Here is a 25471-nt window from a genome sequence, read left to right on the forward strand (position 1 = left end):
GGCCGTTGTCCGCGGTCGAGATGCCGCCGTCGATGTGGGCGTGGATGTGGTCGTGGTGGCGGATCTTCAAATCACACCCGGGTTGGCGGCAGCGCCGGTCGCGGGCTCTGATGTGGCCGGCGGTGGTCGGGTCGAAGTGGCGGCGGCGGGGTTCACGCACGACCAGGGTGCCGTCGATCGGGTCGACCAGCAGTCGGCGGATGGTGGCGTGGCGGGCCTGGGCCAGGATGTCGTCAGCCACCGCCGGGCTGATCGGTCCGTAACCGGGAAGGTCGACCGGTTCGCCGCCATCGGCACCGAGCAGGGTGCGGGCGTCCAGGACCAGCTGGACCTCGACGGCGACGTCGTCGGCATAGCGTTGGCCGGTGACCCGTTCGACCAGGGTCTGGGTCATGATCTGCCCGATCGTGCGGTCATCACCGGCAGCCCGTAGGGCGCGGGCGTGGTCGTCCAACGCAGTGTGGGCGGCGAGGATCTGCTCGGCCGGTCCGCGGACCTGCAGGATCGCGACACCGTCTGTCTCGGGGAACATCGACACCCGTTGGTCGGCCCGGTTCCGCTGCGCTCGTTGGCGGGCGGCGTCGGCGTCGATCCGGATCACCGCCCGGGCGGTCAGCTGCCCGGCCCGGATCGGGGTCAGCCCCGGCAGCTGGTCGGCGATCTCCCCGTCCAGGACCACGAAGTCATCGACCGCCAACGACACGGACTCCTTCACCACCGCACGCACCACAGGTTCGCTGATCAGCCCGGCCGCGAACAGCTCCTTGACCCGGGGCAACCGGTCCAGCCCCAACGCCAACCCGACCTGGGTGCCGGCCGCGGTCGGCCCGATGTTGCGGGCCATCCCGACCTCACCGATCACCGACAACGTCGGGTCGCCACGACTGATCCCCATGAACTCGGACCGCTCCTCGACCAAGACCGCGATCTGCGCCAGCTGCTCAGCCTGCGCAGCCCGGATAGCCCGGTCCAACGCGGTGATCGCGTCGATCCGGCTGGCCCCGAACTCCTGCACCGGATCAGCCCCGAAGTCATGGCCACGGACCTCCCGCAAGAGGTCCTCGGTGGCGACTTCGGTGAACATACCTCCAACCTAGACGCCACCACTGACACGCCTTTTCAGCTGCAATCCCGGCTGTGGACAACCAGTCTGCAAGGATCTTCTGATGAAGCGAACTGTAGCCACGGTCCTCGCCTGCATCGCCGCGCTGGCCACCGGCTGCGGCACCTCGGACAGCAGCGGTGATCCGGAGGCAAAGGCGACAGCGACAAGCGCTACGACGGTCTCCAAGGACGGCGTCTACGCGGTTGGCAAGGATATCAAGCCTGGCGTCTATACGGCGAAGGGTGAGTGCGTCGCCTACTCCGCGACCACGGCGGATTTCGACATCATGAATGACGACGGTGACCCGGACGACTATCTCGCAGGGGCAATGCCTGTGGGCGATCTCCAGCGCATCGAGCTCCACCAGGGGGAGTTCTTCACCACGAGGTCCTGCAGCACGTGGACGCTCGAGGACGGGACCAAGTCAGCCTCGGTCGATCCGGCGTCGGTCGCGGGAGCCTGCGAGATTCTCGTCGGCAAGGACCACGCCGTGCAGGACGCCTTGGAGTTCCCGAAGGACAAGGAAACTGCAGCCGACGAACAACGGCGGGGCGAGATCCAGGATCGGCTCTTCACGGTCGTCGTCGCCAACACCAAGGGCCTGGCCGATCCGGCTGGTCAGCTCGTCGACTTCCTGGACGACCCCGATGAGTACATCGAGAACGGCAAGCCTGTCGCTCTCATCACCGATGCCGTGTCACGGATCCGCAGCACCTGCAAGCGGAGCTGACTACTCCGTGTCGTCGCTGCGGCGGCGCAGGTAGCGCTCGAACTCGCGAGCGATGGCGTCGCCTGAGGCTTCCGGAAGGTCACTCGTGTCGCGCTCGTTCTCGAGCGCCTCGACGTACTCGGCGATCTCCTCGTCGCGGGACGTGAGCTCCTCGGCGCCGCGCTGCCACGCATCGGTCATCTCGACCAGTACACCCTGGGGGAGCGGCAGACCCATCGCATCCTCGATCGCACCCAGGAGCGCAAGCGTGGCCTTGGGACACGGCGGTTCGGCGAGATAGTGGGGGACCGCGGCCCACAGCGACGCGGAAGCGATGCCCTCGCGCGACGCCATCTCGTTGAGCACCGACGTGATGCCGACGGGGCCGGAGTAGGTCGACGGCATCAACGACATGCGATCCATGAGGACCGGATCGGTCGTCGAACCGCTGACCGGTACGGGCCGGGTGTGTGGCGAGTCCGCCAGCAGCGCTCCGAGCGTGATCAGCTCCGTGACGCCGGCGAGCTTGGCGACACCGAGCACCGTCGAACAGAACGCCTTCCAGCGGAAGTTGGGCTCCGGGGCCCGCAGCAGCAGGACGTCACGCTCACCGCGGCGCGGACGTGCGTGATAGATCATCGGCGCCGGCCAGGTGATCCTCCGGTCGCCGTCGTCACCGTTGTGGACGTGCGGCCGATGGACCTGGAAGTCGTAGTAGTCCTCGGGATCGAGCTCGATCAGCAGCTCGGCGTCCCACTCCTCGATCAGGTGGTCGACCGTGCCTGACGCCGCGTCGGCAGCGTCGTTCCACCCTTCGAAGGCAGCGACCATCCAGGGGTCCCTCAACTGCGGAATCGTGGGTTCGACGGTCACTCCTTCAGCCTAGCCCGCCACCAGACCGGGGGCGGACGAAGGCTGAAGGAGCGCTCCGGCTATTCGTTCTCGGTGCGGTAGCCGAGGTTGGGAGACAGCCACTTCTCAGCCTCGTCGACGCTCCAGCCCTTGCGCTCGGCGTAGTCCTCGACCTGGTCGCGACCGATGCGTCCGAGGACGAAGTACTGCGACTCCGGGTGGGAGAAGTAGAGACCGCTCACCGCGGCGCCCGGCCACATCGCCATGCTTTCGGTGAGTTCGATGCCGGTGTTGGCCTCGACGTCCAGCAGCTCCCAGATCGTCTGCTTCTCGGTGTGCTCGGGGCACGCCGGGTAGCCAGGTGCGGGCCGGATGCCGGCGTACTTCTCCTTGATGAGCTCCTCGTTGCTGAGCGCCTCGTTGGGTGCGTGCGCCCAGAACTCCTTGCGTACGCGCTCGTGGAGGCGCTCCGCGAAGGCCTCGGCCAGGCGGTCGGCGAGCGACTCCAGGAGGATCGCGCTGTAGTCGTCGAGGTCCTTCTTGAACTCCATGATCTTGTCGGTGATGCCGTGGCCGGCCGTGACCGCGAACGCACCGACGTAGTCCCGCAGACCGGTGTCCTTGGGCGCCACGAAGTCGGCCAGCGACTTGCGGGCCGAACCCTCACGGCCTTCGGTCTGCTGACGCAGCTGGTGCAGGACGGTCTTGACCTCCGATCGGGACTCGTCCGTGTAGACCTCGATGTCGTCACTCGCGACCTGGTTGGCCGGGAACAGCCCGAACACGCCGTTGGCGCGGATCCACTTCTCCTCGATGATCCGGTCGAGCATGTCCTGCGCGTCGTCGTACAGCTTGCGCGCGGTCTCGCCGGTCGCCGGGTTGTTGAGGATGTCGGGGTAGCGGCCCTTCATCTCCCACGAGCTGAAGAACGGCTGCCAGTCGACGTAGTTGCGCAGCTCCTCGAGCGAGTAGTCCGTGAACGTCTTGACGAACTGGGTCGCGCCGCCGTGGCGGTGGTCGCAGTCCGGTCCCGAGCACAGGTCACGAGCCTGCTGCAGCAGCATGCGCGGCCGCGGCGGGGTGTAGTCGCTCCAGTCGATCGGCGTCGCCTTCTCACGGGCAGCGTTGATCGGCAGCAACGTACGCGTGTCCTGCCGCGCGGCGTGGCGCTCACGGAGCGCTTGGTAGTCTGCGTTGGTGTCGGCCAGCAGCTTTGGGCGCTGCTCGTCGGACAGCAGGGCTGCGACGACCGGCACGGACCGTGAAGCGTCCTTCACCCAGATGACCGGGCCGTGGTACTTCTGCGCGACCTTGACCGCCGTGTGCGCGCGCGAGGTCGTCGCACCACCGATCAGGAGCGGGATGTCGAAGCCCTGACGTTCCATCTCGGTGGCGAAGTTGACCATCTCGTCGAGCGACGGCGTGATGAGGCCCGAGAGCCCGATGACGTCCGCGCCCTCCTCCTTGGCCGTGTCGAGGATCTTCTGCGCCGGCACCATGACGCCGAGGTCGACCACGTCGTAGTTGTTGCACTGCAGCACGACCCCCACGATGTTCTTGCCGATGTCGTGGACGTCGCCCTTGACCGTGGCCATGATGACCTTGCCGTTGCTGCGCTCGGCGTCGCCGGGCTGCTTCTCGGCCTCGATGAACGGGATGAGGTAGGCGACGGCCTTCTTCATGACGCGCGCCGACTTCACCACCTGGGGGAGGAACATCTTTCCCTCGCCGAACAGGTCGCCGACGACGTTCATGCCGTCCATCAGCGGACCCTCGATGACCTCGATCGGCCGGCCGCCGCGCTCGGAGATCAGCTGACGCAGCTCCTCGGTGTCGGACTCGGCGAACTCGTCGATGCCCTTGACCAGCGCGTGCGTGATCCGTTCGCCGACGGGCAGCGAGCGCCACTCCTCGGATGCCACCTCCTTGACCGAGCCGTCACCGGCGAAGTCAGCCGCGATCTCGAGCAGTCGCTCGGTCGAGTCTGGGCGGCGGTTGAGGATGACGTCCTCGATGCGATCGCGCAGCAGCTCAGGCACCTCGTCGTAGACCTCGAGGGCGCCGGCGTTGACGATTCCCATGTCCATGCCGGCCGAGATCGCGTGATAGAGGAACACCGCGTGGATGGCCTCACGCACGGGGTTGTTGCCGCGGAACGAGAACGACACGTTGGAGACGCCGCCGGAGACCAGCGCGCCGGGGAGGTTCTGCTTGATCCAGCGGGTCGCCTCGATGAAGTCGACGCCGTAGTTGGCGTGCTCCTCGATGCCGGTAGCGACGGCGAACACGTTGGGATCGAAGATGATGTCCTCAAGGGGGAAGCCCACCTCGTTGACCAAAATGTCGTACGCCCGCTGGCAGATCTGCTTGCGGCGCTCGAGGTTGTCGGCCTGGCCGTCCTCGTCGAAGGCCATGACGACGACGGCGGCACCGTACTTGCGGCACAGCCTGGCCTCGCGGACGAACTTCTCCTCGCCCTCCTTCATCGAGATCGAGTTGACGATCGACTTGCCCTGCACGCACTGGAGCCCGGCCTCGATGACCTCCCACTTGGAGGAGTCGATCATGGTCGGCACGCGGCAGATGTCGGGCTCGGTCGCGACGAGCTTGGTGAAGCGGTCCATGGCCGCGACGCCGTCGATCATGCCCTCGTCCATGTTGATGTCGATGACCTGGGCGCCGGCCTCGACCTGCTGGCGCGCCACGGCGAGGGCTGCGGTGTAGTCGCCGGCCTTGATGAGGTTGCGGAACCGGGCGGAACCGGTGATGTTCGTACGCTCGCCGACGTTGACGAACAGCGACTCCTCGACGACCGTCACCGGCTCGAGGCCCGACAGGCGCAGGGCCGGCGACGCCTCGACGGGAACACGTGGGGCCTTGCCCTCGACTGCCTGGGCGATGGCCGCGATGTGCGCCGGGGTCGTGCCGCAACAGCCGCCGACAAGGTTGACGAACCCGCTCTCGGCGAATTCCTCGATGATCGCGGCGGTCTCGTGGGGCTCCTCGTCGTACTCGCCGAAGGCATTCGGCAGGCCGGCGTTGGGATAGCACGACACGTACGTGTCGGCGATGCGCGCCATCTCGGCGATGTAGGGCCTCATCTCCTTGGCACCCAGCGCGCAGTTGAGGCCGACCAGGAGCGGGTTGACGTGGCGGACGGAGTGCCAGAACGCCTCGGTCACCTGGCCCGACAACGTACGTCCGGAGGCGTCCGTGATCGTGCCGGAGATGATGACGGGCCAGCGCCGGTCGTACTCCTCGAAGAGCGTCTCGACCGCGAAGATCGCTGCCTTGGCGTTGAGCGTGTCGAAGATCGTCTCGATGAAGATGACGTCGGAGCCACCGTCGAGCAGGCCCCGTCCCGCGGTCTTGTAGGCGTCGACGAGCTGGTCCCAGGTCACGTTGCGAGCACCAGGGTCGTTGACGTCGGGCGAGATCGAAGCCGTGCGAGTCGTCGGTCCGAGGGCGCCGGCGACGTAGCGCGGCTTGTCGGGCGTGCGCTCGGTCATCGCGTCGCACTCGCGCCGAGCGAGCACCGCCGACTCGAAGTTGAGCTCGTAGGCAAGCTCCTCCATGCCGTAGTCGCTGAGCGAGACGGCGTTGGCGTTGAACGTGTTGGTCTCGATCATGTCCGCGCCGGACTCGAGGTATTCGCGGTGGATGCCGCCGATGATGTCGGGCCGCGTCAGCGTCAAGAGGTCGTTGTTGCCCTGGACGTCGGACGGCCAGTCGGCGAACCGCTCGCCGCGATAGCCCGCCTCGTCGGGGCGATCCCGCTGGATCGCCGTACCCATCGCGCCGTCCAGCACCATGATCCGGCTCTGCAGGAGCTCGGTCAGCGCAGACGTGGCGTCAGGACGGAGGTTGGGGGAGTCAGACACAAGCAATCCTCGGTGTTGATCGGCAGGAATGCTGGGAAGCTCCAGCCGGCGGCGGGCTCGCCTGGGCCTCGGGAGCTCCCGAACTAAGTGCTACAACTATCTCACGGTCGACAAGGTCACGCCCGGACCTTCCACGTTCGTGGACACCCTGTGCCATCACATGCGCGCATCGGCGGTTGCGCGCACTGATCTACGGTGGATGTGTGACTGAATACGCCGCTGTCCTGTGGGACCTCGACGGCACCATCGTCGACACCGAGCCACTGTGGATGGCCGCCGAGCACGCCCTTGCAGCCGAGCACGGCAAGATCTGGACCGAAGAAGACGGCCTGGCTCTGGTCGGCAACTCGCTGATCGCCTCAGGGCACTACATCCGCGACAAGCTCGAGATCGAGATGACGGCCGAAGAGGTCGTCGACTACCTCGTGAACCAGCTCGCGACGTCTCTGACCGAGCACATCGAGTGGCGTCCCGGCGCCCGCGACCTGATCGAGGCGCTCGACTCGGCTGGAGTGCCGCAGGCGCTCGTCACGATGTCCTACACGCCGATCGCCGAGCCGGTCGTGGCCTCGCTGCCGTTCAAGGCCGTCGTCACGGGCGACATCGTCTCTCGTCCCAAGCCCCACCCCGACCCGTACCTGCTGGCAGCCGAGCTGCTGGGCGTCGACGCCCAGGAATGCCTCGCGATCGAGGACTCCGGCACCGGCGCCGCGTCGGCGAACGCCGCTGGGTGTGACGTGCTCGTGGTGCCCCACTTCGTCAACGTGCCGGATGCCGAGAAGCGCATCCAGATCCCGACGCTCGAGGGCATGGGCGTCGCGGAGCTCGCGGGTCTTTTCGCCTGATCGGTCGAGATCAGGCGGGGGCGGGGGTGGTGACGTTGACCAGCTCGAAGAAGGGCATCTCCGGGGGAGTGCCGCCGAACTCGGGGCACAGGGCCTGGTGGGCGCACCAGCCGCACAGTCCGCTCTTGCGCGGCGGGAAGTCGCGCAGCTCAATGGCGCGCTCGATCGCCGTCCACAGCGCGACCAGCTTGCGCTCGGTAGCCAGCAGCTCCTGCTCGTCCGGCTCATAGGTCAGGAACGAGCCGTCGCCGAGGTACATCAGCTGCAACAGCGTCGGCAGGACGCCGCGGGTGCGCCAGATGACCAGTGCGTAGAACCGCATCTGGAACATCGCCTTGTCCTCGAACCGCGGGTTCGGAGACCTTCCCGTCTTGTAGTCCACCACTCTGACCCGGCCATCAGGCGCCACGTCGATGCGGTCGACGATGCCGGCGAACGTCACACCGGACTCGAGCTCGTAGGCGACTCGCTCCTCACGCGACGCCGGCTCTAGCCACCGGGGGTCCTCCATGCCGAAGTATGTCCGCAGCAGGTCGACACTCGATGCCAGCCAGGCGGTCTCGTCGGCAGCCTGCTCGGCGGTGAACAGCTCGGCGAGCCGGGGCTCCTCGGCGCGCAGCTTGTCCCACGCAGCGGGCAGCAGCTCGACGGCGCGATCGAGCGTACGGCCGGGTGCCGCCTCACCGAACAGGTCCTCCAGCACGGCGTGCACCAGCGTGCCCCGGACCATGATCGGATCGGCCGGCTCGGGCAGCCGGTCGATCGTGCGGAAGCGGTAGAGCAACGGGCAGTTCTGGAAGTCGCCGGCACGGCTCGGCGACAACGACCGGCGTACGGTCAGCGGTGTCTCGGAGTCGTCCATGCCAGCAGACTAGTTCCGCCCACCGACGAATCGAATCACGCCACGCGACCAGATAGGTTGACTCGGTGAGTACAACCCAGCACCCCGGCAGCTGGCGCCTCGGACGCCTCGTCGGTGTCGATGTGCTGATCCGGCCCTCCCTCCTGATCATGGGCGCGGCACTCGTCTACCTGTTCGGACAGCGGTTCGATGATCGGGCCGACGCCAACCCGTACGTCCTCGCCATGGCATTCGTGCTCGCGCTCTACCTCTCGGTGCTGATCCACGAGCTCGCCCACGTTGCCGTCGCACGCCACTTCCGTATGCGCGTCCGCTCCGTGACACTTCACCTGCTCGGCGGCGAGACGCTGATCGAGGGTGAGAGTCGCCGGCCGGGGCAGGAGCTCGCCATCTCGATCGCCGGCCCGCTGTCGTCTCTCGCGATCGGCCTGGCCTGCTTCGCCATCGAGCCTGCGCTCAGCGGCACCTCCGCCGATGTCGTGCAGGCCGTGGCCCAGGTCAACATCCTCGTCGCCATCTTCAACATGCTGCCGGGGCTGCCTCTCGATGGCGGGCGGGTGTTCCGCGCGATCATCTGGCAGGTCACTGGGCGCGAGGAGACCGGCATCCGCGTCGCGGCCTGGATCGGTCGCATCACCGCGGTCGCCGTCGTGGCGTACGCCTTGACGCGCAGCGACGAGCCGAGCTTCGGGGTCGACGTCGCGATCTCGATCCTCATCGGCTGGTTCCTCTGGCAGGGTGCGAGCGACGCGCTCAGCAACGCCGGTCGTTCGGCCCGCATCAACGCTCTCAGTGCGCGCACGATCGGCTTTCCCGGTGCCACACCACCACCCAACGCCGAGCAGCTGTCGGCCGACCTGCATGGAACTGAACTCTTGAAAGCAATGGCAGCACGCCCCGCCGAGGCGTACGCGCTGGTCGAGGCCGACGGAACGGTCTACGGCGTGCTCACCGCACGTGCCGTGGACGAGGCCTATCGAGCGGGTCGCCCATGACCTCGTTCATGCGCAGCGGGCCCCTTGAGGCAGGGGAGTGGGTACGCCTGACAGACCCCAAGGGCCGCAAGCACAACGTCCAGCTCGTCGCGGGCGCGGAGTACTCGACCAAGAAGGGCCAGCTCAGCCACGACGCCATGATCGGTCACCCCGAGGGCATCGTCATCGAGTCGTCGATGGGCGCGCCCTATCAGGTGTTCCGCCCGCTGCTGTTCGAGTACGTCGTGTCGATGCCGCGTGGTGCCGCGATCATCTACCCGAAGGACGCCGCCCAGATCGTGGCGCAGGCCGACATCTATCCCGGCGCTCGCGTCGTCGAGGCCGGAGCGGGCTCTGGCAGCCTGACGTCCTACCTGCTCCGTGCGATCGGCCCTGAGGGGACCCTCGGGTCATACGAGATCCGTGAAGACTTCGCCGAGAACGTCGTGCGCAACGTCCACCAGGTCGCCGGTCCCGACCCGGCCGGCTGGACCTTGACGGTCGGTGACGTGCGCGAGGTGATCAGCGAGACCGAGATCGACCGGCTGATCCTCGACATGGTCGATCCGTGGACCTGCATCCCGTTGGCTGCCGAACGACTGGTCCCGGGCGGCATCATCTGCGCCTACGTCGCGACGACGACGCAGCTCTCGAGGTTCGTCGAGACCGTACGCGAGCAGGGTGGGTTCACCGAGCCCCGCGCATGGGAGACGCTCGAGCGCGATTGGCACCTCGAGGGCCTCGCGGTCCGCCCCGATCACAAGATGAACGGCCACACGGCGTTCCTCGTGACGGCTCGCAAGATGGCACCCGGACAGACGTCGCTGGAGAAGTCTCGCCGGCCCGCACCCGGTGCGTACGGCCCCGACTACAAGGGTCCACGTCCCGCCGGTTTCGTCGAGGAGTAGCCACGTCGGCACAACGTCATCCAAAAGACACTCTTCCTGTGTCTGAGATGACAGCCGCAGAGGTGGCGTGGGCGGGTAGGGTCTTGGGTACGAGCAGGAGGTGGCCATGACCGACAACGAGCCCATCCAGACGAGCGATTCCGACCAGGAGCTCGCCTACTTGCGCGCGGAGGTCGAGCACCTCAGGCGCCGCCTCGGCACGGAAGGTTCGACGGACTCCCGCCTCTCGGAGCTCGAGGCCAAGCTGGCTGCCACCAGCTCGCAGAACGAGCGCCTGACGTCGACGCTGCGTGAGGCCCGCGACCAGATTGTGTCGCTCAAGGAAGAGGTCGACCGGCTGGCACAGCCGCCGACGGGCTTCGGCACGTTCCTGCAGCGCAACGACGACGAGTCGGTCGACGTGTTCACGGGTGGCCGCAAGCTGCGCGTCAACGTCAGCCCTTCGGTCGACAAGGAAGCCCTGCAGAAGGGCCAGGAAGTCATCCTCAACGAGGCGATGAACGTCGTCACGGCGCTGGAGTTCGAGCTCGTCGGCGAGGTCGTCTCGCTCAAGGAGATCCTGGCCGACAACGAGCGCGCCCTGGTGATGGGCAACGCCGACGAGGAGCGCATCGTCCGTCTCGCGGAGTCGCTCGAAGGCATCAAGCTGCGCCCCGGCGACTCACTGCTGCTCGACGCGCGATCGGGCTACGTCTACGAGCGCATCCCCAAGAGCGAGGTCGAGGACCTGGTCCTCGAAGAGGTCCCGGACATCGACTACGAGAGCATCGGCGGCCTGCGCAACCAGATCGAGTCGATCCGTGACGCGGTCGAGCTGCCCTACCTGCACCCCGAGATCTTCATCGAGCACGAGCTCAAGCCGCCCAAGGGCGTGCTGCTCTACGGCCCTCCCGGTTGCGGCAAGACCATGATCGCCAAGGCGGTTGCGGCATCGCTGGCCAAGAAGGTCTCGGAGCGCACCGGCGAGGAAGGGCGTTCCTACTTCCTCAACATCAAGGGCCCCGAGCTGCTCAACAAGTACGTCGGTGAGACCGAGCGGCACATCCGCCTGGTCTTCCAGCGTGCGCGTGAAAAGGCCAGCGAGGGCACCCCGGTCATCGTGTTCTTCGACGAGATGGACTCGCTGTTCCGCACGCGCGGATCCGGTGTCTCCTCCGACGTCGAGAACACGATCGTGCCCCAGCTGCTGAGCGAGATCGACGGCGTCGAAGGGCTCGAGAACGTCCTGGTCATCGGTGCCTCCAACCGCGAGGACATGATCGACCCGGCGATCCTGCGACCCGGCCGGCTCGACGTCAAGATCAAGATCGAGCGCCCCGACGCCGAGTCGGCGACCGACATCTTCAGCAAGTACCTCACCCCGGGGCTGCCGCTGCACGCGGACGACCTGGCCGAGTGGGGCGGCGACCGCCAGGCCTGCGTCACGGGCATGATCCAGCGCACCGTCGAGCGGATGTACACCGAGTCCGAGGACAACCAGTTCCTCGAGGTCACCTACGCCAACGGCGACAAGGAAGTCCTCTACTTCAAGGACTTCAACTCCGGCGCCATGATCCAGAACATCGTCGACCGGGCCAAGAAGATGGCGATCAAGGACCTCCTTGAGAGCGGTCAGCGCGGCCTGCGCGTGCAGCACCTGCTGCAGGCGTGCCTCGACGAGTTCAAGGAGAACGAGGACCTGCCCAACACGACCAACCCCGACGACTGGGCGCGGATCTCGGGCAAGAAGGGTGAGCGCATCGTGTTCATCCGCACCCTCATCTCCGGCAAGAGTGGCAACGAGCCGGGCCGGTCGATCGACACTGTCGCCAACACCGGTCAATACCTCTAGGGGCAAACGCTGTCGTACGACCTCCGCGCTGTTCCCTACGACAGTGCAGACGCGGCACTCCTCACTGCCGAGGTTCAGGAGGAGTACGTCCGTCGCTATGGCGGAGAGGGCGACACCGCGCCGGTCGACACGTCGGAGTTCGACGGACCCAGCGGCCGGTTCTTCATGGTCTACGTCGACGACGTGCCTGCGGCGATGGGTGGCTGGCGACGTCATGCCCCGTTTGCGGAGTGGGAGGACGCCGAGATCAAGCGCATGTACGTGCGCCCGGCCTACCAGGGTCGAGGACTGGCCCGCTTGATCCTCGCGGAGCTGGAGCGGACCGCCTCCGAAGCCGGCATCACCCGGTTGATCCTCGAGACCGGCCTCGCCCAGCCGGAGGCGATCGCGCTCTACCGGTCGGCGGGCTATGTCGCCGTACCAGCGTTCGGCTACTACGCAGCCGAGCCCGACAGCGTCCACCTCGGCAAACCACTCACCTGACCGCGAGCTGCTCCACACGCTCGCTGGGTCTGCCCTCCTTCGCCTCGGCTTCCGGTTGCGCGCCCGACCGGAGCGCGATGGCCACACCGACGGCCGAGAGCGCCAGACCTGCCAGACCGGCAGTCGTCACGCGATCGCCGAACATCAGGGCGGCCCAGAGCATCGTGGTCGGAGGAGTCAGGTAGAGCAGCGTGCTGGCTCTCGTCGCACCCTGCGTACGTGAGACGTACAGGTACGCCCCGTAGCCGCCGAAGCTCGAGAGCAGGACCACCCAGGCGATCGCGACCCAGAATGCCGGTGGAGTCGGCGCACCGGCGTGGCCTTCGGCGAGAGCGAGCAGCCAGAAGACCACGGCGGCCGCCGCGCTCTGCACGGCCATCGAGGCCAGGACTGACTCCTGCGGGCGCCAACGTTGCTGCAGGACCGTCCCAGCCGCCAGCGAGAGCATCCCGCCGAACGGCATGACGTACGCCCACCAGGGCACGTCACCGGCGGTCAGGTCACCGCTGACCACGAGCACCACACCGGCGAGCCCCAGCGCCAGTCCCAGCAGCTGTGCCATCCGAGCTCGCTCGGCGAGGAAGAGCGCTGCCAGCGCGATCACGACGAGCGGTTGCAGCGCGGCGATCAGCGCCGCGGTCCCTGACGGCACACCGAGCCCGACGCCACTGACAGTCAGACCGAGATAGGTCGCCTGGCACAGGATCCCCAGCGCGATCTGACGTCGGATGCCGGCACGGCTGATCCGTTCACGTCGCCACATGCACAGGGCGAACAGGATCCCTGCGGCGACGACGTAGCGCCAAGCGAGCAGTGTCGAAGCCGGCGCCTGCCTGGTGCCGAGCTCGGCCCCGATGAATCCCGAGCTCCACAGCACCACGAGCGCCAGCGGTGGAGCGACGACGGTCATGCGAGTCTGGCGTGCGGTCATGTCGCCCACGTAACCATACCGGTCGGTATACTTGCAGTGTAGATTCTGGAGGACACGCATGACGACCATCACGCAGCCACACATGACGCCCACGGCGACGCGAATCCTCGACACCGCGTCCGAGCTGTTCTATCAGCACGGTCTCCGGGCGGTCGGCGTCGAGCGCATCGCGGACGAGGCCGACACCACGAAGAAGACGATCTACGACCGTTTCGGCTCGAAGGACGGGCTGATACGGGCATACCTCCGTCGCAGATGCGACCGATGGCACGACTACGCGACGACGTACGTCGATGAGCACGCCCCGGAGCCGAATGCACAGCGCGTCCTGGCGGTGCTCGACGCGCTGGACAGCTGGATGGCGGTCAACTCGCGAGGGTGTGGATTCGTGAACGCGTACGCCGAGCTGGCGGGCACGGGTCACGAGGCGCTCCCGATCATCGCGGAGGAGAAGATCTGGACCCGCGACTACTACGTACAGCTGCTGACCGAGCTGGGCGTGCCGGATGCCGATCGTCGCGGTCGGGAGCTGTCGCTCGTGCACGAGGGCGCGATCGTCCAGCTGACCGCCGGAGCGCAGCAGGACGCCATGACCGACGCCCGAGCGTTGATGCAACGGCTCGTCGACGCCGGTCTTGCCGCGCGGGGCTCGACCGGACCGTAGGCTGGCTCCATGACAGTCAGGCGCGTGCAGGGGAGTGAGGTCGAGTACGGCATCGCCGTGCAGGGACAGCCGCACGCCAACCCGATGGTCGCATCGACTCATGTCGTCAACTCGTACGCCGCGGCGCACGGGCTGACCCGGCGCGCGCGCTGGGACTTCGAGGAGGAGAACCCGCTGCGCGACGCCCGCGGTTTCGACCTGAGCCGTGAGGTCGCCGATCCGTCGCAGCTGACCGACGAGGACATGGGCCTCGCCAACATCATCCTGACCAACGGCGCGCGTCTCTACGTCGACCACGCGCACCCTGAATACTCCAGTCCCGAGGTCACCAACCCGCTCGACGTCGTGCGGTGGGAGAAGGCCGGCGAGAACGTCATGCGCCTCGGCGCCGAGCTCGCCGCGAAGATCCCCGGCACCGCGCCGATCGTGCTCTACAAGAACAACGTCGACAACAAGGGCGCTTCCTACGGGGCGCACGAGAACTACCTCATGCGCCGCGACGTGCCGTTCGACCAGATCGTCGAGCACCTCACACCGTTCTTCGTGTCGCGCCAGGTGTTCACCGGCGCCGGCCGGGTGGGGCAGAAGCAGGACGGCAGCGTGCATGCCTTCCAGATCAGCCAGCGCGCCGACTACTTCGAGGTCGGCGTCGGCCTCGAGACGACGCTCAAGCGCCCGATCATCAACACCCGCGATGAGCCGCACGCCGACCCCAAGAAGTACCGCCGGCTGCACGTCATCATCGGCGATGCCAACTGCTCCGAGACCGCGATCTACCTCAAGCACGGCACGACGTCACTCGTTCTCGCGATGATCGAGGCCGGATTCCTCACCCGCAGCCTTGCCCTGTCGGCACCGGTGACGGCGCTGCACGACATCTCGTACGACTCCACGCTGACGCAGAAGGTCGAGCTCGAGGACGGCCGCACCGTCACGGCCCTCGAGCTGCAGGGGGAGTACCTCCGGCTGGCCAAGGAGTTCGTCGCCCGCGAAGGCTCGGACGAGCAGACCGACGACGTTCTTCGCAGGTGGGAGAGCGTCCTCGACCGCCTGACCCGCGATCCGATGGAGTGCGTGCGCGAGCTGGACTGGGTCGCCAAGCTGGCTCTGCTCGAGCGCTATCGCGAGCGCGACGGCCTCGACTGGGACCACGCCAAGCTGCACCTCGTGGACGTCCAGTACCACGACATCCGGCTGCACAAGGGGCTCTACCACCAGCTCATTCGCACGGATCGGATGGACCGGTTGCTGACCGATCCGCAGATCGCTGCTGCGGTCACGGACCCGCCTCGCGACACCCGGGCCTACTTCCGCGGCATGTGTCTCGCCAAGTTCTCCAAGGACATCGCGGCTGCCTCGTGGGACTCGGTGATCTTCGACCTGCCTGGGCAGGACTCCCTGCAGCGCATCCCGACGATGGAACCGTTGCGCGGTACCGCCGAGCACGTCGGCCGGTTGTTCGAGACGAGCAACACCGCCAGCGAGCTGTTCGCCGCCATCACAGGTCGATAGCGCCATGTCCGACCAGGCTGCCCAGCGAGAACGACGCATCACCGCGGCGGTCGCACTCCTGGCACTCGTAGGGGTCGCCGGACTGCTTGTCTCCGCTGCGCTGCTCGCCAAGTCGCCACAGACAAATCCACGGGCCGTCCCGACTGCCACGACGACGATGGAACCCGTCAAGCCGGTCGCAGAACCCGTGGCGCCGGCCCCCACGCTTCCTGGCGAGCACATCGCGACGGGCTGGCTCTCCAAGGTCTCCAAGCAGACCGACATCGGCAGGGTGGCGCTCGAGGCGTACGCGTTGGCGTCCGTACGCCTCGACCGCGAGCAGCCCACATGCCATGTCGGCTGGACGACGCTCGCCGGCATCGGAGCCATCGAGTCCGGGCACGGCACCCACGGCGGGAGCCGCGTGCTCTCCGATGGCACGACCTCGCACCCGATCATCGGGCCGCCGCTGGACGGCTCGTCCGGCACGGCTCGCATCCCGTCGGACGCGGAGTCCGAACGGTGGCACGGCGACACCAAGTGGGACCACGCCGTCGGGCCGATGCAGTTCATCCCGTCGACCTGGCGCAAATGGGGCTCGGACGGCAACGCCGACGGCACCGCCGATCCCAACAACATCATCGACGCGGCCTATTCTGCCGGCCGCTACCTGTGTGCGTCCGGCCGTGACCTGCGGACCGGCGAGGGCTGGACGCAGGCGATCTTCTCCTACAACCACTCCGAGGACTACGTGCGCAGCGTCGTCGCGCGCGCCAACTCGTACGTCAAGCCGTAGCGGCGTGGAACGGGCGGGGGCCGTCTCCTGGAATCCTGCTTCGGTCCCCGCCCGCCGACGCCTCGGCTGGATACTCAACCGGAGTGCCAACCCGTGCGTACCCGACCTGAGCACGACTAACCGCCGCGGCGGGATGCGGCGAGGTCACGCCACGTCTGGCCTCGCCGGGATAGGGTTGGGGTATGTCCGAACAGCAGCACAAGAGCACCCGCAAGTCGAGTGAGCCCGAGGCGCAGGCCGACACCACCGAGGTCGACGCCGAGCGCAAGGAAAAGCTCGATGACGACGTCGATTCGATCCTCGACGAGATCGACGACGTGCTCGAGGAGAATGCCGAGGAGTTCGTCCGCAGCTTCGTGCAGAAGGGCGGACAGTGATGCTGCCTGACGGCACTCGACTGTCCGAAACCTCGTCCTTCGCCGACTACCTCTCCGTCAGAGCTCCTGAGCTGCTGCCGTCTGCCCGTGCGACCGACGGCGGGAGCCTCGTCGGCGTGACCCACGGCACCACGATCGTGGCCGCGACGTTCGACGGTGGCGTCGTGATGGCCGGCGACCGGCGCGCCACGATGGGCAACGTCATCGCCCAGCGCGACATCCAGAAGGTCTTCCCGACCGATGAGTACTCCTGCGTCGGCATCGCCGGCACGGCGGGGCTCGCCGTCGAGATGACCCGGTTGTTCCAGGTCGAGCTCGAGCACTACGAGAAGATCGAGGGCACGGTCCTGTCGACCGACGGCAAGGCCAACCGGCTTGCCGCGCTGATCCGCAACAACCTCGGCATGGCGATGCAGGGGCTGGCTGTCGTCCCGCTGTTCGCCGCATACGACCTCGACGCCGGGATCGGCCGCATCTTCGCGTTCGACGTCACCGGCAACCGCAACGAGGAGCGGGCCTTCCACTCGGTCGGCTCAGGCTCCACGTTCGCACGCGGCTCCCTCAAGAAGCTCTACCGCGAGGGCATGAGCGAGACCGATGCCGTGACCGCCACGATCCAGGCGCTCTACGACGCCGCCGACGACGACACGGCGACCGGAGGGCCCGACCTGGCCCGCCGGATCTTCCCGATGGTCGGTGCCATCACTGCCAACGGCTATCGCGCGTACTCCGAAGACGAGACGGCTGCGATTGCCGACCAGGTCATCGCCGCCCGTATGGGCCGTCCTGACGGCCCCTCGGCCCCCCTGACGTGAGAGGACCGATCCGATGACGCAACCGTTCTACGTCTCGCCCGAGCAGCTGATGAAGGACCGGGCGGACTTTGCCCGCAAGGGCATCTCACGGGGTCGCAGCGTCGCCGTGGTGCACTACGACGACGGCATCCTGTTCGTCGCGGAGAACCCCTCCCAGGCGCTTCACAAGATCAGCGAGATCTACGACCGCATCGGCTTCGCAGCGGTCGGGCGCTACAACGAGTTCGAGAACCTCCGCATCGCCGGTGTACGCCTCGCCGACCTGCGTGGCTACTCCTACGACCGCCGTGACGTCACGGCTCGTGGGCTCGCCAATGCGTACGCTCAGACGCTCGGCACGATCTTCTCCGCGGGCGGCGAGAAGCCCTACGAGGTCGAGATCTTCGTCGGCGAGCTCGGCGACGACCCGTCACAGGATCAGGTCTACCGGCTGATGTACGACGGCTCGGTCGCCGACATCCAGGGCTACGGCGTGATGGGCGGGCAGAGCGAGCTCGTCGAGACCTACCTCGGAGAGCACTACCGCGAAGGCCTGCCGCTGCCCGAGGCGATCCGCGTCGCCGTCACGGCACTCGGCCAGGACACGACGCCGCCCCGGACCGTTGAGGCGTCCGTCCTCGAGATCGCAGTGCTCACACGCACTCGCACGCAGCCCCGGAAGTTTCGTCGCCTCAGCGACGCCGACGTGGCAGCAGCCCTCAGCAGCTGACGACGGCAGCAGAGTCAGGGTGACCCAGGTCACTCGAGTCGAAGTGGAACCAGCACTCCGGTTGTGTCTAGGATAAGTGGAGAGACTATCCGCATAGATCCTGGAGCCGATCATGACCACTGCACTGCACCTCGCGCAGCTGTGGTCACCAGGGACGACGACGGGCCACCTGCGGGTGCCCACACGGCCCTCGGGTGGTGCCACCCCGCACATCGAGCGGCTGGCTGCCCCTGAGCCTGCGCTTTCCCCGATGGTCGGGACGCCTCGGATCGAGTGTGCTGGTGGTCATGGCCGGTCGAATGATCGGCGCATCACCGAAGGAGAGCGCAGATGCGTTCCGAGCTGACGACGACGGCGGAACTGTCGCCGACCTTTGCCGCATCCACCCGAGTCGTGCAGGATCGGCGGCCGGCCATGGGCAGCCGATGGCGCCTGCATCCCGGATTGCGCGAGGTCATGGTCCTGGCCACCCTCTGGTTCGGGTACAGCGCGAGCCGCATGCTCGCGGACAACGACCTCGGCGTCGCTCGACAGCGGGCAACCGACGTCCTCGACATCGAGCGGATGCTGCACCTCAACCTCGAGGCATGGCTCAACTCGGCGCTCTCGGCAGTGCCGTCTATCGCCGTGCCGATGTCGTTCTGGTACGCCTCGCTGCACTATCTGGTCACTCCTGCCGTCCTGGCCTTCATCTTCTGGAAGCACCGGTCCGACTACCGCCGGGCCCGCAACGGGCTCGTGATCGGATCGGCCATCGGGCTCGCGGCCTACGTGCTGATCCCGACGGCTCCGCCGCGGCTGATGGGCGCCGGGTATGTCGACACGTTGGCCCAGTCCGCTGCGTACGGCTGGTGGTCGGGCCACGCCTCAGCCCCAGCGGGACTTGGCGGGCTCACGAACGAGCTCGCTGCGATGCCGTCGCTGCATGTCGGCTGGACAGTGTGGGTGGCGTGGGCCATGTGGCGGTACGTCGGCCGCACGGGACACGTCCTGTCCGTGCTCTACGTCGCGGGCACCACGCTCGTCGTCGTCGCGACCGGCAACCACTGGCTGCTCGACGCCATCATGGGTGCCGTGGTGGTCGCGATCGGCATCGTGGTCGCTTCGCGGTGGTCCGCAGGCTCCTCGCCAGCACCGGCCGAGTCGACACCCTCATGGTGACCTCGCTGCTCGGATTCGTGTTCGCACTGGCGGAGTCCGGCCTGGGACTCGGCGCCGTCCTGCCGGGGGAGGTGGCGATCTCGAGCCTTGCCGCGAACGTCGACGGTGCGCTCCCGCTGCTGCTCCTCGGCATCGCGGTCGCGCTCGGCGCCAGCGCGGGCGACCACCTCGGCTATGTCATCGGTCGGGTCAGCGGACCGCGGCTGCGAGGCTCCCGGCTGATCGCCCGGCTGGGCCTGGACCGCTGGGACAGGGCATCAGAGCTCATGCAGGCGCACGGATTCTGGGCGATCCTGGTCAGCCGCCTGCTGCCGTTCGTGCGTACGGTCATGCCGGCCGTGGCGGGCGCGGCTCACCTGCGATACCCGCGGTTCGCCTTCGCTTCGCTGCTGGGCGCCGCGGTGTGGTCCGGCGTATGGGTCGGCGCCGGAGCGGGCCTCGCCGCGAGCGGCCTGCTCGACAACAAGCCCCTCGTCGTGGCCGTGGTGGCCGGCGTCGCGATCATCGCCGTCGTGGTAAGGGTCCTCCGCAAGCGCCGCACGCCAGTCGTACCGGCTGATCCCGGAGGTCTCATCCTCCTCGGTGAGCCGGTGCCAGAACTGACCTGCGTCAGGTGAGCTGACGGGCTACAACTCCATGTCGTTCGCGCGCCGCACCACAACGACCCGCGCGCGCGACTAGGCTGGAGACATGGACCGGCGGATCTTCGGTATCGAGAACGAGTACGGCGTCACGTGCTCCTTCAAGGGCCAGCGCCGACTGTCACCTGACGAGGTCGCCCGTTACCTCTTTCGCCGCGTTGTCTCATGGGGGCGCAGCAGCAACGTCTTCCTCCGCAACGGGGCGCGTCTCTACCTCGACGTCGGGAGCCATCCCGAGTACGCGACACCCGAGTGTGACGACCTCGTCGACCTCGTGACGCACGACCGGGCAGGAGAGCGGATCCTCGAGGGCCTCCTGATCGACGCCCAGAAGCGGCTCGCCGACGACGGCGTCGAAGGCGACATCTATCTGTTCAAGAACAACACCGACTCGGCCGGCAACTCCTACGGCTGCCACGAGAACTACCTCGTCAGCCGCCAGGGGGAGTTCAGCCGCCTGGCGGACGTGCTGATCCCGTTCCTCGTGTCACGGCAGATCATCTGCGGTGCCGGCAAGATCCAGCAGACGCCCCGCGGCACGATCTTCTCGGTCAGCCAGCGCGCCGAGCACATCTGGGAAGGCGTCTCGAGCGCGACGACCCGCTCGCGGCCCATCATCAACACCCGCGACGAGCCGCACGCAGATGCTGAGCGCTTCCGTCGCCTGCACGTCATCGTCGGCGACTCCAACATGAGCGAGACGACGACCCTGCTCAAGGTCGCTACCACGGACCTGGTGCTCCGCATGATCGAGGGTGGCGTGTCGATGCGGGACATGACGCTCGACAACCCGATCCGGGCGATCCGCGAGATCGCGCACGACATGACCGGCCGCCGCAAGGTGCAGCTCGCCAACGGACGGGAGCTGTCGGCGCTCGAGATCCAGGCAGAATACTTCGGCAAGGCGGCGGAGTTCGTCGACAAGCACGGACTCCACACGCCCACCATCACCCGCGCCCTGGACCTCTGGGAGCGCACGCTCAAGGCCGTCGAGTCCGAGGACCTGTCGCTCGTCGAGCGCGAGGTCGACTGGGTCATCAAGTACAAGCTGCTCGATCGCTACCGCAGCGTGCACGGGCTGAGCTGGGGAGACCCGCGCATCGCGCAGCTCGATCTGGCCTATCACGACATCCGCCGCGACCGCGGCATCTTCTACCTCCTGGAGAACAAGGGCGCCGTCGCCCGCGTGACGAACGACCTCGACGTGTTCGCCGCCAAGTCCATACCGCCGCAGACCACGCGGGCCCGCCTGCGCGGTGACTTCATCAAGCGTGCACAGGAGCGGCGCCGCGACTTCACGGTGGACTGGGTGCATCTCAAGCTCAATGACCAGGCACAACGCACGGTGCTGTGCAAGGACCCCTTCCGGTCGCACGACGAACGAGTGCAGAGGCTGATCGACGGGATGTGACGACGAGCGGCTTGTCGTCTGTCGTTAGGATGATCGACGATCTGTTGTCCTCCTTCCGAAGGTCGTTCACGTGCGTCGAATTCTCCTGGCAACTGTTGCTGCCACCAGCCTCGTTCTCGCGGGATGCAGCGGTAGTAGCGACTCCGGCAGCGGAGGCCTCGACGACGTCAAGGTCAGCTCGGCCAAGAGCCCCAAGGTGACGGTCGACAAGGGCTTCAAGGTCAAGAAGACCGAGACCAAGGTGCTCAAGAAGGGCGGCGGCGAGAAGGTCGTGTCCGGTGACTCGATCAAGATCAGCCTCGCGGGCGTCAACGGCACCACCGCCAAGCAGTTCGACAGCACCTATGCGAGTGGCCAGCCCGTCACGCTGACCCTGACCGAGGGTTCGATGCTGCCCGGCTTCCTCAAGGGCCTGGTGGGCCAGAAGGTCGGCAGCCGCATCCTCGTCGCGATCCCGCCCAAGGACGGCTTCGGCGACCAGGGCCAGCCGGCCTACAACATCAAGAAGAACGACACGATGCTCTTCTTGTTCGACATCGTCTCGAAGATCCCCAACGAGGTCACGGGCACCAGCAAGAAGCTGCCGTCGGACCTGCCGAAGCTCAAGCTCGACGGCGACAAGCACCCGGCCGGCTTCACCAAGACCAAGACGATGGACAAGAAGAAGACCAAGGAGAGCGCAGACGTCGTGATCGAGGGCAAGGGCGCCCCGGTCAAGGCGGGTCAGGCCCTGACGGTCCAGTACGTCGGGCAGGTCTACCCCGACGGACCGGTCTTCGACGAGTCCTGGTCCAAGCAGCCTGCATCGTTCGAGATCGGCGGCGAGGGCCTGATCAAGTGCTGGAACGACATGCTCATCGACCAGAAGGTCGGCAGCCGCGTGGTCATCGTCTGCCCGCCCGACAAGGCGTACGGCGACAAGCCGCCGGCAGGCAGCCAGATCGGCAAGGGCGACACGCTGATCTTCGCGGTCGACTTGCTCGACGCTTCCTGACATCCTCCTGACATGGCCGAACGCAAGACCGAGAGGTTGATGAACCTCATCTTCGCGTTGCTGGTCAGTCGCCAGTACCTCACGAAGGACCAGATTCGCGAGTCGATCGCCGACTATCGCGACTCGACGCCACAGGCGTTCGACCGCAAGTTCGAGCGCGACAAGGAGGAGCTGCGCGAGCTGGGCATCACCGTCGAGATGGGCCAGAACGACAAGTACTTCAACGACGAGCCCGGATACCGGATTCGCCGTGACGAGGCGGAGCTGCCTGACCTCGAGCTGACCCGCGAAGAGGCCGCCGTCATCGGCCTCGCCACCCAGGTCTGGGAGCACGCCGGCCTGGCGAGTGAGTCGACGACGGCACTGGTCAAGCTCAAGGCGATCGGCGTCGATGTCGACACGAGCGTCCTGCGCATGGCCGAGCCCAAGCTGTCGACCGACGAGCCGTCGTTCGACAGCATGTGGGAGGCGGTGACGCGCCGCATCCCGGTGTCGTTCGTCTACGCCCGGCCCGGAAGCGAGCCGATGGAGCGGCACCTCCTGCCGTGGGGGATCATCTCGTGGCATGACCGCTGGTACGTCGGGGGATACGACCTCGATCGTGAGGAGGCACGCCTCTTCCGGCTCTCACGCGTCATCGGCGAGGTCGAGACGATCGGGGCACCCGGGTCGTACGAGGTGCCCGAAGGCATCGACATGAAGGACATCGCCCGCGACCTCTTCCCGCCGGCGTCCGACGTGGCCGCGGTCCTGCGCATCCGCGCGGGCCGTGGACAGTCGCTGCGCCGCCTCGCCGAGAAGGTCACCCCGTTGAGCGACGACCTCGACGAGGTCGAGATCCGCTATTCGTCCCGCTGGGAGCTCGCCTCCGAGGTCGCGTCCTACGGTCCCGACGTCGTCGTCGTGTCGCCTCCAGACGTACGTCAGACCGTCATCGAACGGCTCAAGGCCGCCGCCCAGGGCAGCCTGGGGGTCGGTTCGTGAGCAGGTCGCGGCAACAAGTCGTACGCATGCTCGCGCTGGTGCCGTACCTCCAGGGCAATGACGGCATACCGGTCAATGAGGTCGCCGCCGAGTTCGGTGTGACGCCCAAGGTCATCCGCGACGACCTGCGTCTGCTGATGTACACCGGCACGGGGGAGTACGCCGGAGAGCTCATCGACTTCGACCTCACCGCGCTCGAGGAGGACGGCGTCGTGCACATCCGTGACGCCGACTTCATGACCCGCCCGCTGCGAATCAGCGCCCGCGAGGGTGTTGCGCTGATCGTCGCCCTCCGCACGCTGCGGGCGTCGGCCAGCGGCTCGGAGCTCACGGTCATCGACAGCGCACTCGCCAAGCTCGAGAGCGCCGTCGGCGACACGGCCTCGCCGCCCGTCGACGTGTTGCTCGACGAGGTCGATGCCTCGATCCACACCTCGATCGTGCACGCCCTGGCCAATGGCAAGCGCCTCCAGCTGACCTACGCGACGGTGGCGCGCGACGAGCAGTCCGAACGCGCCGTCGACCCGCGGCGACTGTTCACCGAGCAGGGCAAGCTCTACCTCGAGGCGTGGTGCCTGAGGGCCCAGGACCTGCGGTTCTTCCGGCTCGACCGGGTCATCGACGCGCAGGTCACCGAGATCGACGCCGAGGACCACGACGTCCAGGAGCGCGACCTGTCCGACGGCATCTTCACGGTCGGCGAGGAGACCCCGTACGCGTTGGTCGACCTGCACCCGCGCGCCCACTGGCTGACCGAGTACTACCAGGTCGACCTGCTGGAACAGAACGCCGACGGGGTCTGGCGGGCCAAGCTCTACGGGGCGGACTGGGCGTGGCTGAGACGCCTCGTCCTCCGCAACGCAGGTTCGGTCACCGTTGTCGAACCAGACTTATTGCGTTCACAGGTAGTTGACGACGCTCGTGCAGCCTTGCACGCGTACGATGAGCAGTGAATCGTCCCCCTAGGAGTAGCCATGTTCCGCCAGATCGGCCCCACTGAGATTCTGATCATTCTGGGAGTCGTGCTGCTGCTTTTCGGCGGCAAGAAGCTCCCTGAGCTCGCACGCGGATCGGGCAAGGCTCTTCGCATCTTCAAGACCGAGGTCAAGGGTCTGCACGACGACGATGACGACGACACCAAGCCTGAGGCCATCACCGCTGCCGAGGCGGACAAGAAGCCCGAACAGGGCTGACGCTTGGCGCTTCGGCGCGGCAAGCCCCCCGCACCGGGCGGCACGATGCCGCTTATCGAACACCTGCGTGAACTTCGCAGCCGGTTGGTCCGTGGCGTTCTGGCGATCCTGATCGGCACAATCGTTGCCTGGATCTTCTACGAGCCGATCCTCGAGTTCCTCACGCAGCCCTACAACGACATCCAGCCGCTGCTCAAGGAGCGCGGCATCAAATCGGACATCGTCATCACGGGCATCGGTGGAGCGTTCAACTTCCAGCTCAAAATCTCGTTGGTCGTCGGGATCCTGATCTCCAGCCCTGTGTGGCTGTGGCAGATGTGGGCCTTTGTACTCCCGGCCATGCATCGCAACGAGAAGAAGTGGGCGGCCCTTCTGACGGCGACCGGCGCGCCGCTCTTCGTCGCAGGTGCCGCGTTGGCCTACATCATCATGCCGAAGGCGATGGACGTGCTCATCGGCTTCGTCCCCGAAGGCTTCGGCAACCTCGTGACAGGTGCTGAGTACTTCAACTTCATCATCCGCATGATGCTGGTCTTCGGTGTCGCCGCGGAGATTCCGCTCGTGGTGGTCCTGTTGAACCGCATCGGCGCTGTCAGCGCCGCCCAGCTCGCGCGAGCCAGGCCATGGACGCTCATCGGCATCTTCATCTTCGCCGCGGTCGCCACCCCGACCACTGACCCGCTGACGATGATCTTGCTCGCCGCCCCGATGACAGTGCTCTATCTCATCGCGGAAGTCATCGCCAAGCTGACGGATCGCAAGAAGTCCAAGGCCAAGCCTGATGAGCTCGCCGACGATCAGCTCTCCTCCCTGGACGACTAACCCCACGTGCACTCGCCGGTCGAGTAGCCAGC

Annotated in this window: 25 protein-coding genes; 20 read left to right on the forward strand and 5 right to left on the reverse strand. The window is 66.9% G+C overall.

Annotation, left to right across the window (positions count from 1 at the left end):
• The coding region (locus AC1DVU_RS13295; protein WP_476922931.1) for a DUF222 domain-containing protein at window positions 1–1084 on the reverse strand (1084 nt) is incomplete at its 3' end.
• Window positions 1085–1166: 82 nt separating this feature from the next.
• On the opposite strand from AC1DVU_RS13295, the gene AC1DVU_RS13300 reads away from it, so the two are divergent.
• Entirely contained in the window at window positions 1167–1835 is a 669-nt protein-coding gene (locus AC1DVU_RS13300; protein ID WP_476922932.1) for a hypothetical protein, read from the forward strand.
• Here AC1DVU_RS13300 and AC1DVU_RS13305 read toward each other — a convergent pair whose 3' ends face one another.
• Window positions 1836–2687 carry a PAC2 family protein gene (locus AC1DVU_RS13305; RefSeq protein WP_476922933.1) on the reverse strand — a complete coding sequence of 284 codons (852 nt, stop codon included), beginning with the start codon at window positions 2685–2687 and terminating at the stop codon, window positions 1836–1838. It abuts the gene before it with no gap.
• Between the two features lie 59 nt (window positions 2688–2746).
• Window positions 2747–6547 carry a methionine synthase gene (metH, locus tag AC1DVU_RS13310; protein ID WP_476922934.1) on the reverse strand — a complete coding sequence of 1267 codons (3801 nt, stop codon included), beginning with the start codon at window positions 6545–6547 and terminating at the stop codon, window positions 2747–2749.
• Between the two features lie 203 nt (window positions 6548–6750).
• On the opposite strand from metH, the gene AC1DVU_RS13315 reads away from it, so the two are divergent.
• Complete coding sequence (locus tag AC1DVU_RS13315; RefSeq protein WP_476922935.1) at window positions 6751–7392, forward strand: HAD family hydrolase; 642 nt, start codon at window positions 6751–6753, stop codon at window positions 7390–7392.
• A gap of 10 nt (window positions 7393–7402) precedes the next feature.
• Here the strand turns inward: AC1DVU_RS13315 and AC1DVU_RS13320 are convergent, their stop codons facing one another.
• Entirely contained in the window at window positions 7403–8254 is an 852-nt protein-coding gene (locus AC1DVU_RS13320) for a RecB family exonuclease (RefSeq protein WP_476922936.1), read from the reverse strand.
• 65 nt (window positions 8255–8319) lie between these two features.
• On the opposite strand from AC1DVU_RS13320, the gene AC1DVU_RS13325 reads away from it, so the two are divergent.
• The 4 genes from AC1DVU_RS13325 (at window position 8320) to AC1DVU_RS13340 (ending at window position 12450) form a co-directional block, all read left to right on the forward strand.
• Complete coding sequence (locus tag AC1DVU_RS13325) at window positions 8320–9249, forward strand: site-2 protease family protein (RefSeq protein ID WP_476922937.1); 930 nt, start codon at window positions 8320–8322, stop codon at window positions 9247–9249.
• On the forward strand, window positions 9246–10136 hold the full coding sequence (locus tag AC1DVU_RS13330; RefSeq protein WP_476922938.1) for a tRNA (adenine-N1)-methyltransferase: 891 nt from the start codon (window positions 9246–9248) through the stop codon (window positions 10134–10136). Before AC1DVU_RS13325 ends, AC1DVU_RS13330 begins: the two co-directional genes overlap by 4 nt.
• A gap of 106 nt (window positions 10137–10242) precedes the next feature.
• A complete protein-coding gene (arc, locus tag AC1DVU_RS13335) occupies window positions 10243–11967 on the forward strand; it encodes a proteasome ATPase (protein WP_476922939.1) in 1725 nt (574 codons plus the stop codon).
• Window positions 11968–11976: 9 nt separating this feature from the next.
• Window positions 11977–12450, forward strand: a complete 474-nt coding sequence (locus tag AC1DVU_RS13340) for a GNAT family N-acetyltransferase (RefSeq protein ID WP_476923375.1) — start codon at window positions 11977–11979, stop codon at window positions 12448–12450.
• Here the strand turns inward: AC1DVU_RS13340 and AC1DVU_RS13345 are convergent.
• Window positions 12443–13381: a DMT family transporter gene (locus AC1DVU_RS13345; RefSeq protein ID WP_476922940.1), complete on the reverse strand. Its 939-nt coding sequence runs from the start codon at window positions 13379–13381 to the stop codon at window positions 12443–12445. The two genes, AC1DVU_RS13340 and AC1DVU_RS13345, sit on opposite strands and share 8 nt — an antisense overlap.
• Window positions 13382–13439: 58 nt before the next feature.
• On the opposite strand from AC1DVU_RS13345, the gene AC1DVU_RS13350 reads away from it, so the two are divergent.
• The 14 genes from AC1DVU_RS13350 to tatC all read left to right on the forward strand — a co-directional run bounded on the left by AC1DVU_RS13350 (window position 13440) and on the right by tatC (window position 25439).
• A complete protein-coding gene (locus tag AC1DVU_RS13350; RefSeq protein WP_476922941.1) occupies window positions 13440–14045 on the forward strand; it encodes a TetR/AcrR family transcriptional regulator in 606 nt (201 codons plus the stop codon).
• Window positions 14046–14054: 9 nt separating this feature from the next.
• Complete coding sequence (gene dop, locus AC1DVU_RS13355) at window positions 14055–15557, forward strand: depupylase/deamidase Dop (protein ID WP_476922942.1); 1503 nt, start codon at window positions 14055–14057, stop codon at window positions 15555–15557.
• Window positions 15558–15561: 4 nt separating this feature from the next.
• Window positions 15562–16332, forward strand: a complete 771-nt coding sequence (locus tag AC1DVU_RS13360) for a lytic transglycosylase domain-containing protein (RefSeq protein WP_476922943.1) — start codon at window positions 15562–15564, stop codon at window positions 16330–16332.
• 182 nt (window positions 16333–16514) lie between these two features.
• The gene (locus tag AC1DVU_RS13365; RefSeq protein WP_476922944.1) at window positions 16515–16709 is read left to right on the forward strand and encodes a ubiquitin-like protein Pup; all 195 of its coding nucleotides are present in this window, start codon (window positions 16515–16517) and stop codon (window positions 16707–16709) included.
• Complete coding sequence (gene prcB / locus AC1DVU_RS13370) at window positions 16709–17524, forward strand: proteasome subunit beta (protein WP_476923376.1); 816 nt, start codon at window positions 16709–16711, stop codon at window positions 17522–17524. Before AC1DVU_RS13365 ends, prcB begins: the two co-directional genes overlap by 1 nt.
• 13 nt (window positions 17525–17537) lie before the next feature.
• Window positions 17538–18233, forward strand: a complete 696-nt coding sequence (gene prcA / locus AC1DVU_RS13375) for a proteasome subunit alpha (RefSeq protein WP_476922945.1) — start codon at window positions 17538–17540, stop codon at window positions 18231–18233.
• A 330-nt stretch (window positions 18234–18563) separates the two neighbouring features.
• Window positions 18564–19394: a phosphatase PAP2 family protein gene (locus AC1DVU_RS13380; protein WP_476922946.1), complete on the forward strand. Its 831-nt coding sequence runs from the start codon at window positions 18564–18566 to the stop codon at window positions 19392–19394.
• The gene (locus AC1DVU_RS13385; RefSeq protein WP_476922947.1) at window positions 19388–20011 is read left to right on the forward strand and encodes a DedA family protein; all 624 of its coding nucleotides are present in this window, start codon (window positions 19388–19390) and stop codon (window positions 20009–20011) included. The genes AC1DVU_RS13380 and AC1DVU_RS13385 overlap by 7 nt, the downstream gene beginning before the upstream one ends.
• Before the next feature lie 73 nt (window positions 20012–20084).
• Window positions 20085–21446 (forward strand): Pup--protein ligase, encoded by a 1362-nt coding sequence (gene pafA / locus AC1DVU_RS13390; RefSeq protein ID WP_476922948.1) that lies wholly within the window; start codon window positions 20085–20087, stop codon window positions 21444–21446.
• A 70-nt stretch (window positions 21447–21516) separates the two neighbouring features.
• The gene (locus tag AC1DVU_RS13395) at window positions 21517–22440 is read left to right on the forward strand and encodes an FKBP-type peptidyl-prolyl cis-trans isomerase (RefSeq protein ID WP_476922949.1); all 924 of its coding nucleotides are present in this window, start codon (window positions 21517–21519) and stop codon (window positions 22438–22440) included.
• 12 nt (window positions 22441–22452) lie between these two features.
• Window positions 22453–23424, forward strand: a complete 972-nt coding sequence (locus AC1DVU_RS13400; protein WP_476922950.1) for a helix-turn-helix transcriptional regulator — start codon at window positions 22453–22455, stop codon at window positions 23422–23424.
• On the forward strand, window positions 23421–24377 hold the full coding sequence (locus AC1DVU_RS13405) for a helix-turn-helix transcriptional regulator (RefSeq protein ID WP_476922951.1): 957 nt from the start codon (window positions 23421–23423) through the stop codon (window positions 24375–24377). The genes AC1DVU_RS13400 and AC1DVU_RS13405 overlap by 4 nt, the downstream gene beginning before the upstream one ends.
• A 21-nt stretch (window positions 24378–24398) precedes the next feature.
• Complete coding sequence (gene tatA / locus AC1DVU_RS13410) at window positions 24399–24617, forward strand: Sec-independent protein translocase subunit TatA (RefSeq protein WP_476922952.1); 219 nt, start codon at window positions 24399–24401, stop codon at window positions 24615–24617.
• Window positions 24618–24662: 45 nt separating this feature from the next.
• Window positions 24663–25439 carry a twin-arginine translocase subunit TatC gene (gene tatC / locus AC1DVU_RS13415; protein WP_476922953.1) on the forward strand — a complete coding sequence of 259 codons (777 nt, stop codon included), beginning with the start codon at window positions 24663–24665 and terminating at the stop codon, window positions 25437–25439.
• Window positions 25440–25471 lie beyond the last annotated feature (32 nt).

It is taken from the genome of Aeromicrobium sp. P2_G6, from assembly GCF_056403535.1.

What these genes read in the sequence shown, in the direction of transcription:
- AC1DVU_RS13300 (WP_476922932.1), top strand. Translation starts at nt 1,167, where the DNA reads ATGAAGCGAACTGTAGCCACGGTCCTCGCCTGCATCGCCGCGCTGGCC.
- AC1DVU_RS13320 (WP_476922936.1), bottom strand. Translation starts at nt 8,254, where the DNA reads ATGGACGACTCCGAGACACCGCTGACCGTACGCCGGTCGTTGTCGCCG.
- AC1DVU_RS13330 (WP_476922938.1), top strand. Translation starts at nt 9,246, where the DNA reads ATGACCTCGTTCATGCGCAGCGGGCCCCTTGAGGCAGGGGAGTGGGTA.
- arc (WP_476922939.1), top strand. Translation starts at nt 10,243, where the DNA reads ATGACCGACAACGAGCCCATCCAGACGAGCGATTCCGACCAGGAGCTC.
- AC1DVU_RS13345 (WP_476922940.1), bottom strand. Translation starts at nt 13,381, where the DNA reads ATGACCGCACGCCAGACTCGCATGACCGTCGTCGCTCCACCGCTGGCG.
- AC1DVU_RS13350 (WP_476922941.1), top strand. Translation starts at nt 13,440, where the DNA reads ATGACGACCATCACGCAGCCACACATGACGCCCACGGCGACGCGAATC.
- dop (WP_476922942.1), top strand. Translation starts at nt 14,055, where the DNA reads ATGACAGTCAGGCGCGTGCAGGGGAGTGAGGTCGAGTACGGCATCGCC.
- AC1DVU_RS13360 (WP_476922943.1), top strand. Translation starts at nt 15,562, where the DNA reads ATGTCCGACCAGGCTGCCCAGCGAGAACGACGCATCACCGCGGCGGTC.
- AC1DVU_RS13365 (WP_476922944.1), top strand. Translation starts at nt 16,515, where the DNA reads ATGTCCGAACAGCAGCACAAGAGCACCCGCAAGTCGAGTGAGCCCGAG.
- prcB (WP_476923376.1), top strand. Translation starts at nt 16,709, where the DNA reads ATGCTGCCTGACGGCACTCGACTGTCCGAAACCTCGTCCTTCGCCGAC.
- prcA (WP_476922945.1), top strand. Translation starts at nt 17,538, where the DNA reads ATGACGCAACCGTTCTACGTCTCGCCCGAGCAGCTGATGAAGGACCGG.
- AC1DVU_RS13380 (WP_476922946.1), top strand. Translation starts at nt 18,564, where the DNA reads ATGCGTTCCGAGCTGACGACGACGGCGGAACTGTCGCCGACCTTTGCC.
- AC1DVU_RS13385 (WP_476922947.1), top strand. Translation starts at nt 19,388, where the DNA reads ATGGTGACCTCGCTGCTCGGATTCGTGTTCGCACTGGCGGAGTCCGGC.
- pafA (WP_476922948.1), top strand. Translation starts at nt 20,085, where the DNA reads ATGGACCGGCGGATCTTCGGTATCGAGAACGAGTACGGCGTCACGTGC.
- AC1DVU_RS13400 (WP_476922950.1), top strand. Translation starts at nt 22,453, where the DNA reads ATGGCCGAACGCAAGACCGAGAGGTTGATGAACCTCATCTTCGCGTTG.
- tatA (WP_476922952.1), top strand. Translation starts at nt 24,399, where the DNA reads ATGTTCCGCCAGATCGGCCCCACTGAGATTCTGATCATTCTGGGAGTC.
- tatC (WP_476922953.1), top strand. Translation starts at nt 24,663, where the DNA reads ATGCCGCTTATCGAACACCTGCGTGAACTTCGCAGCCGGTTGGTCCGT.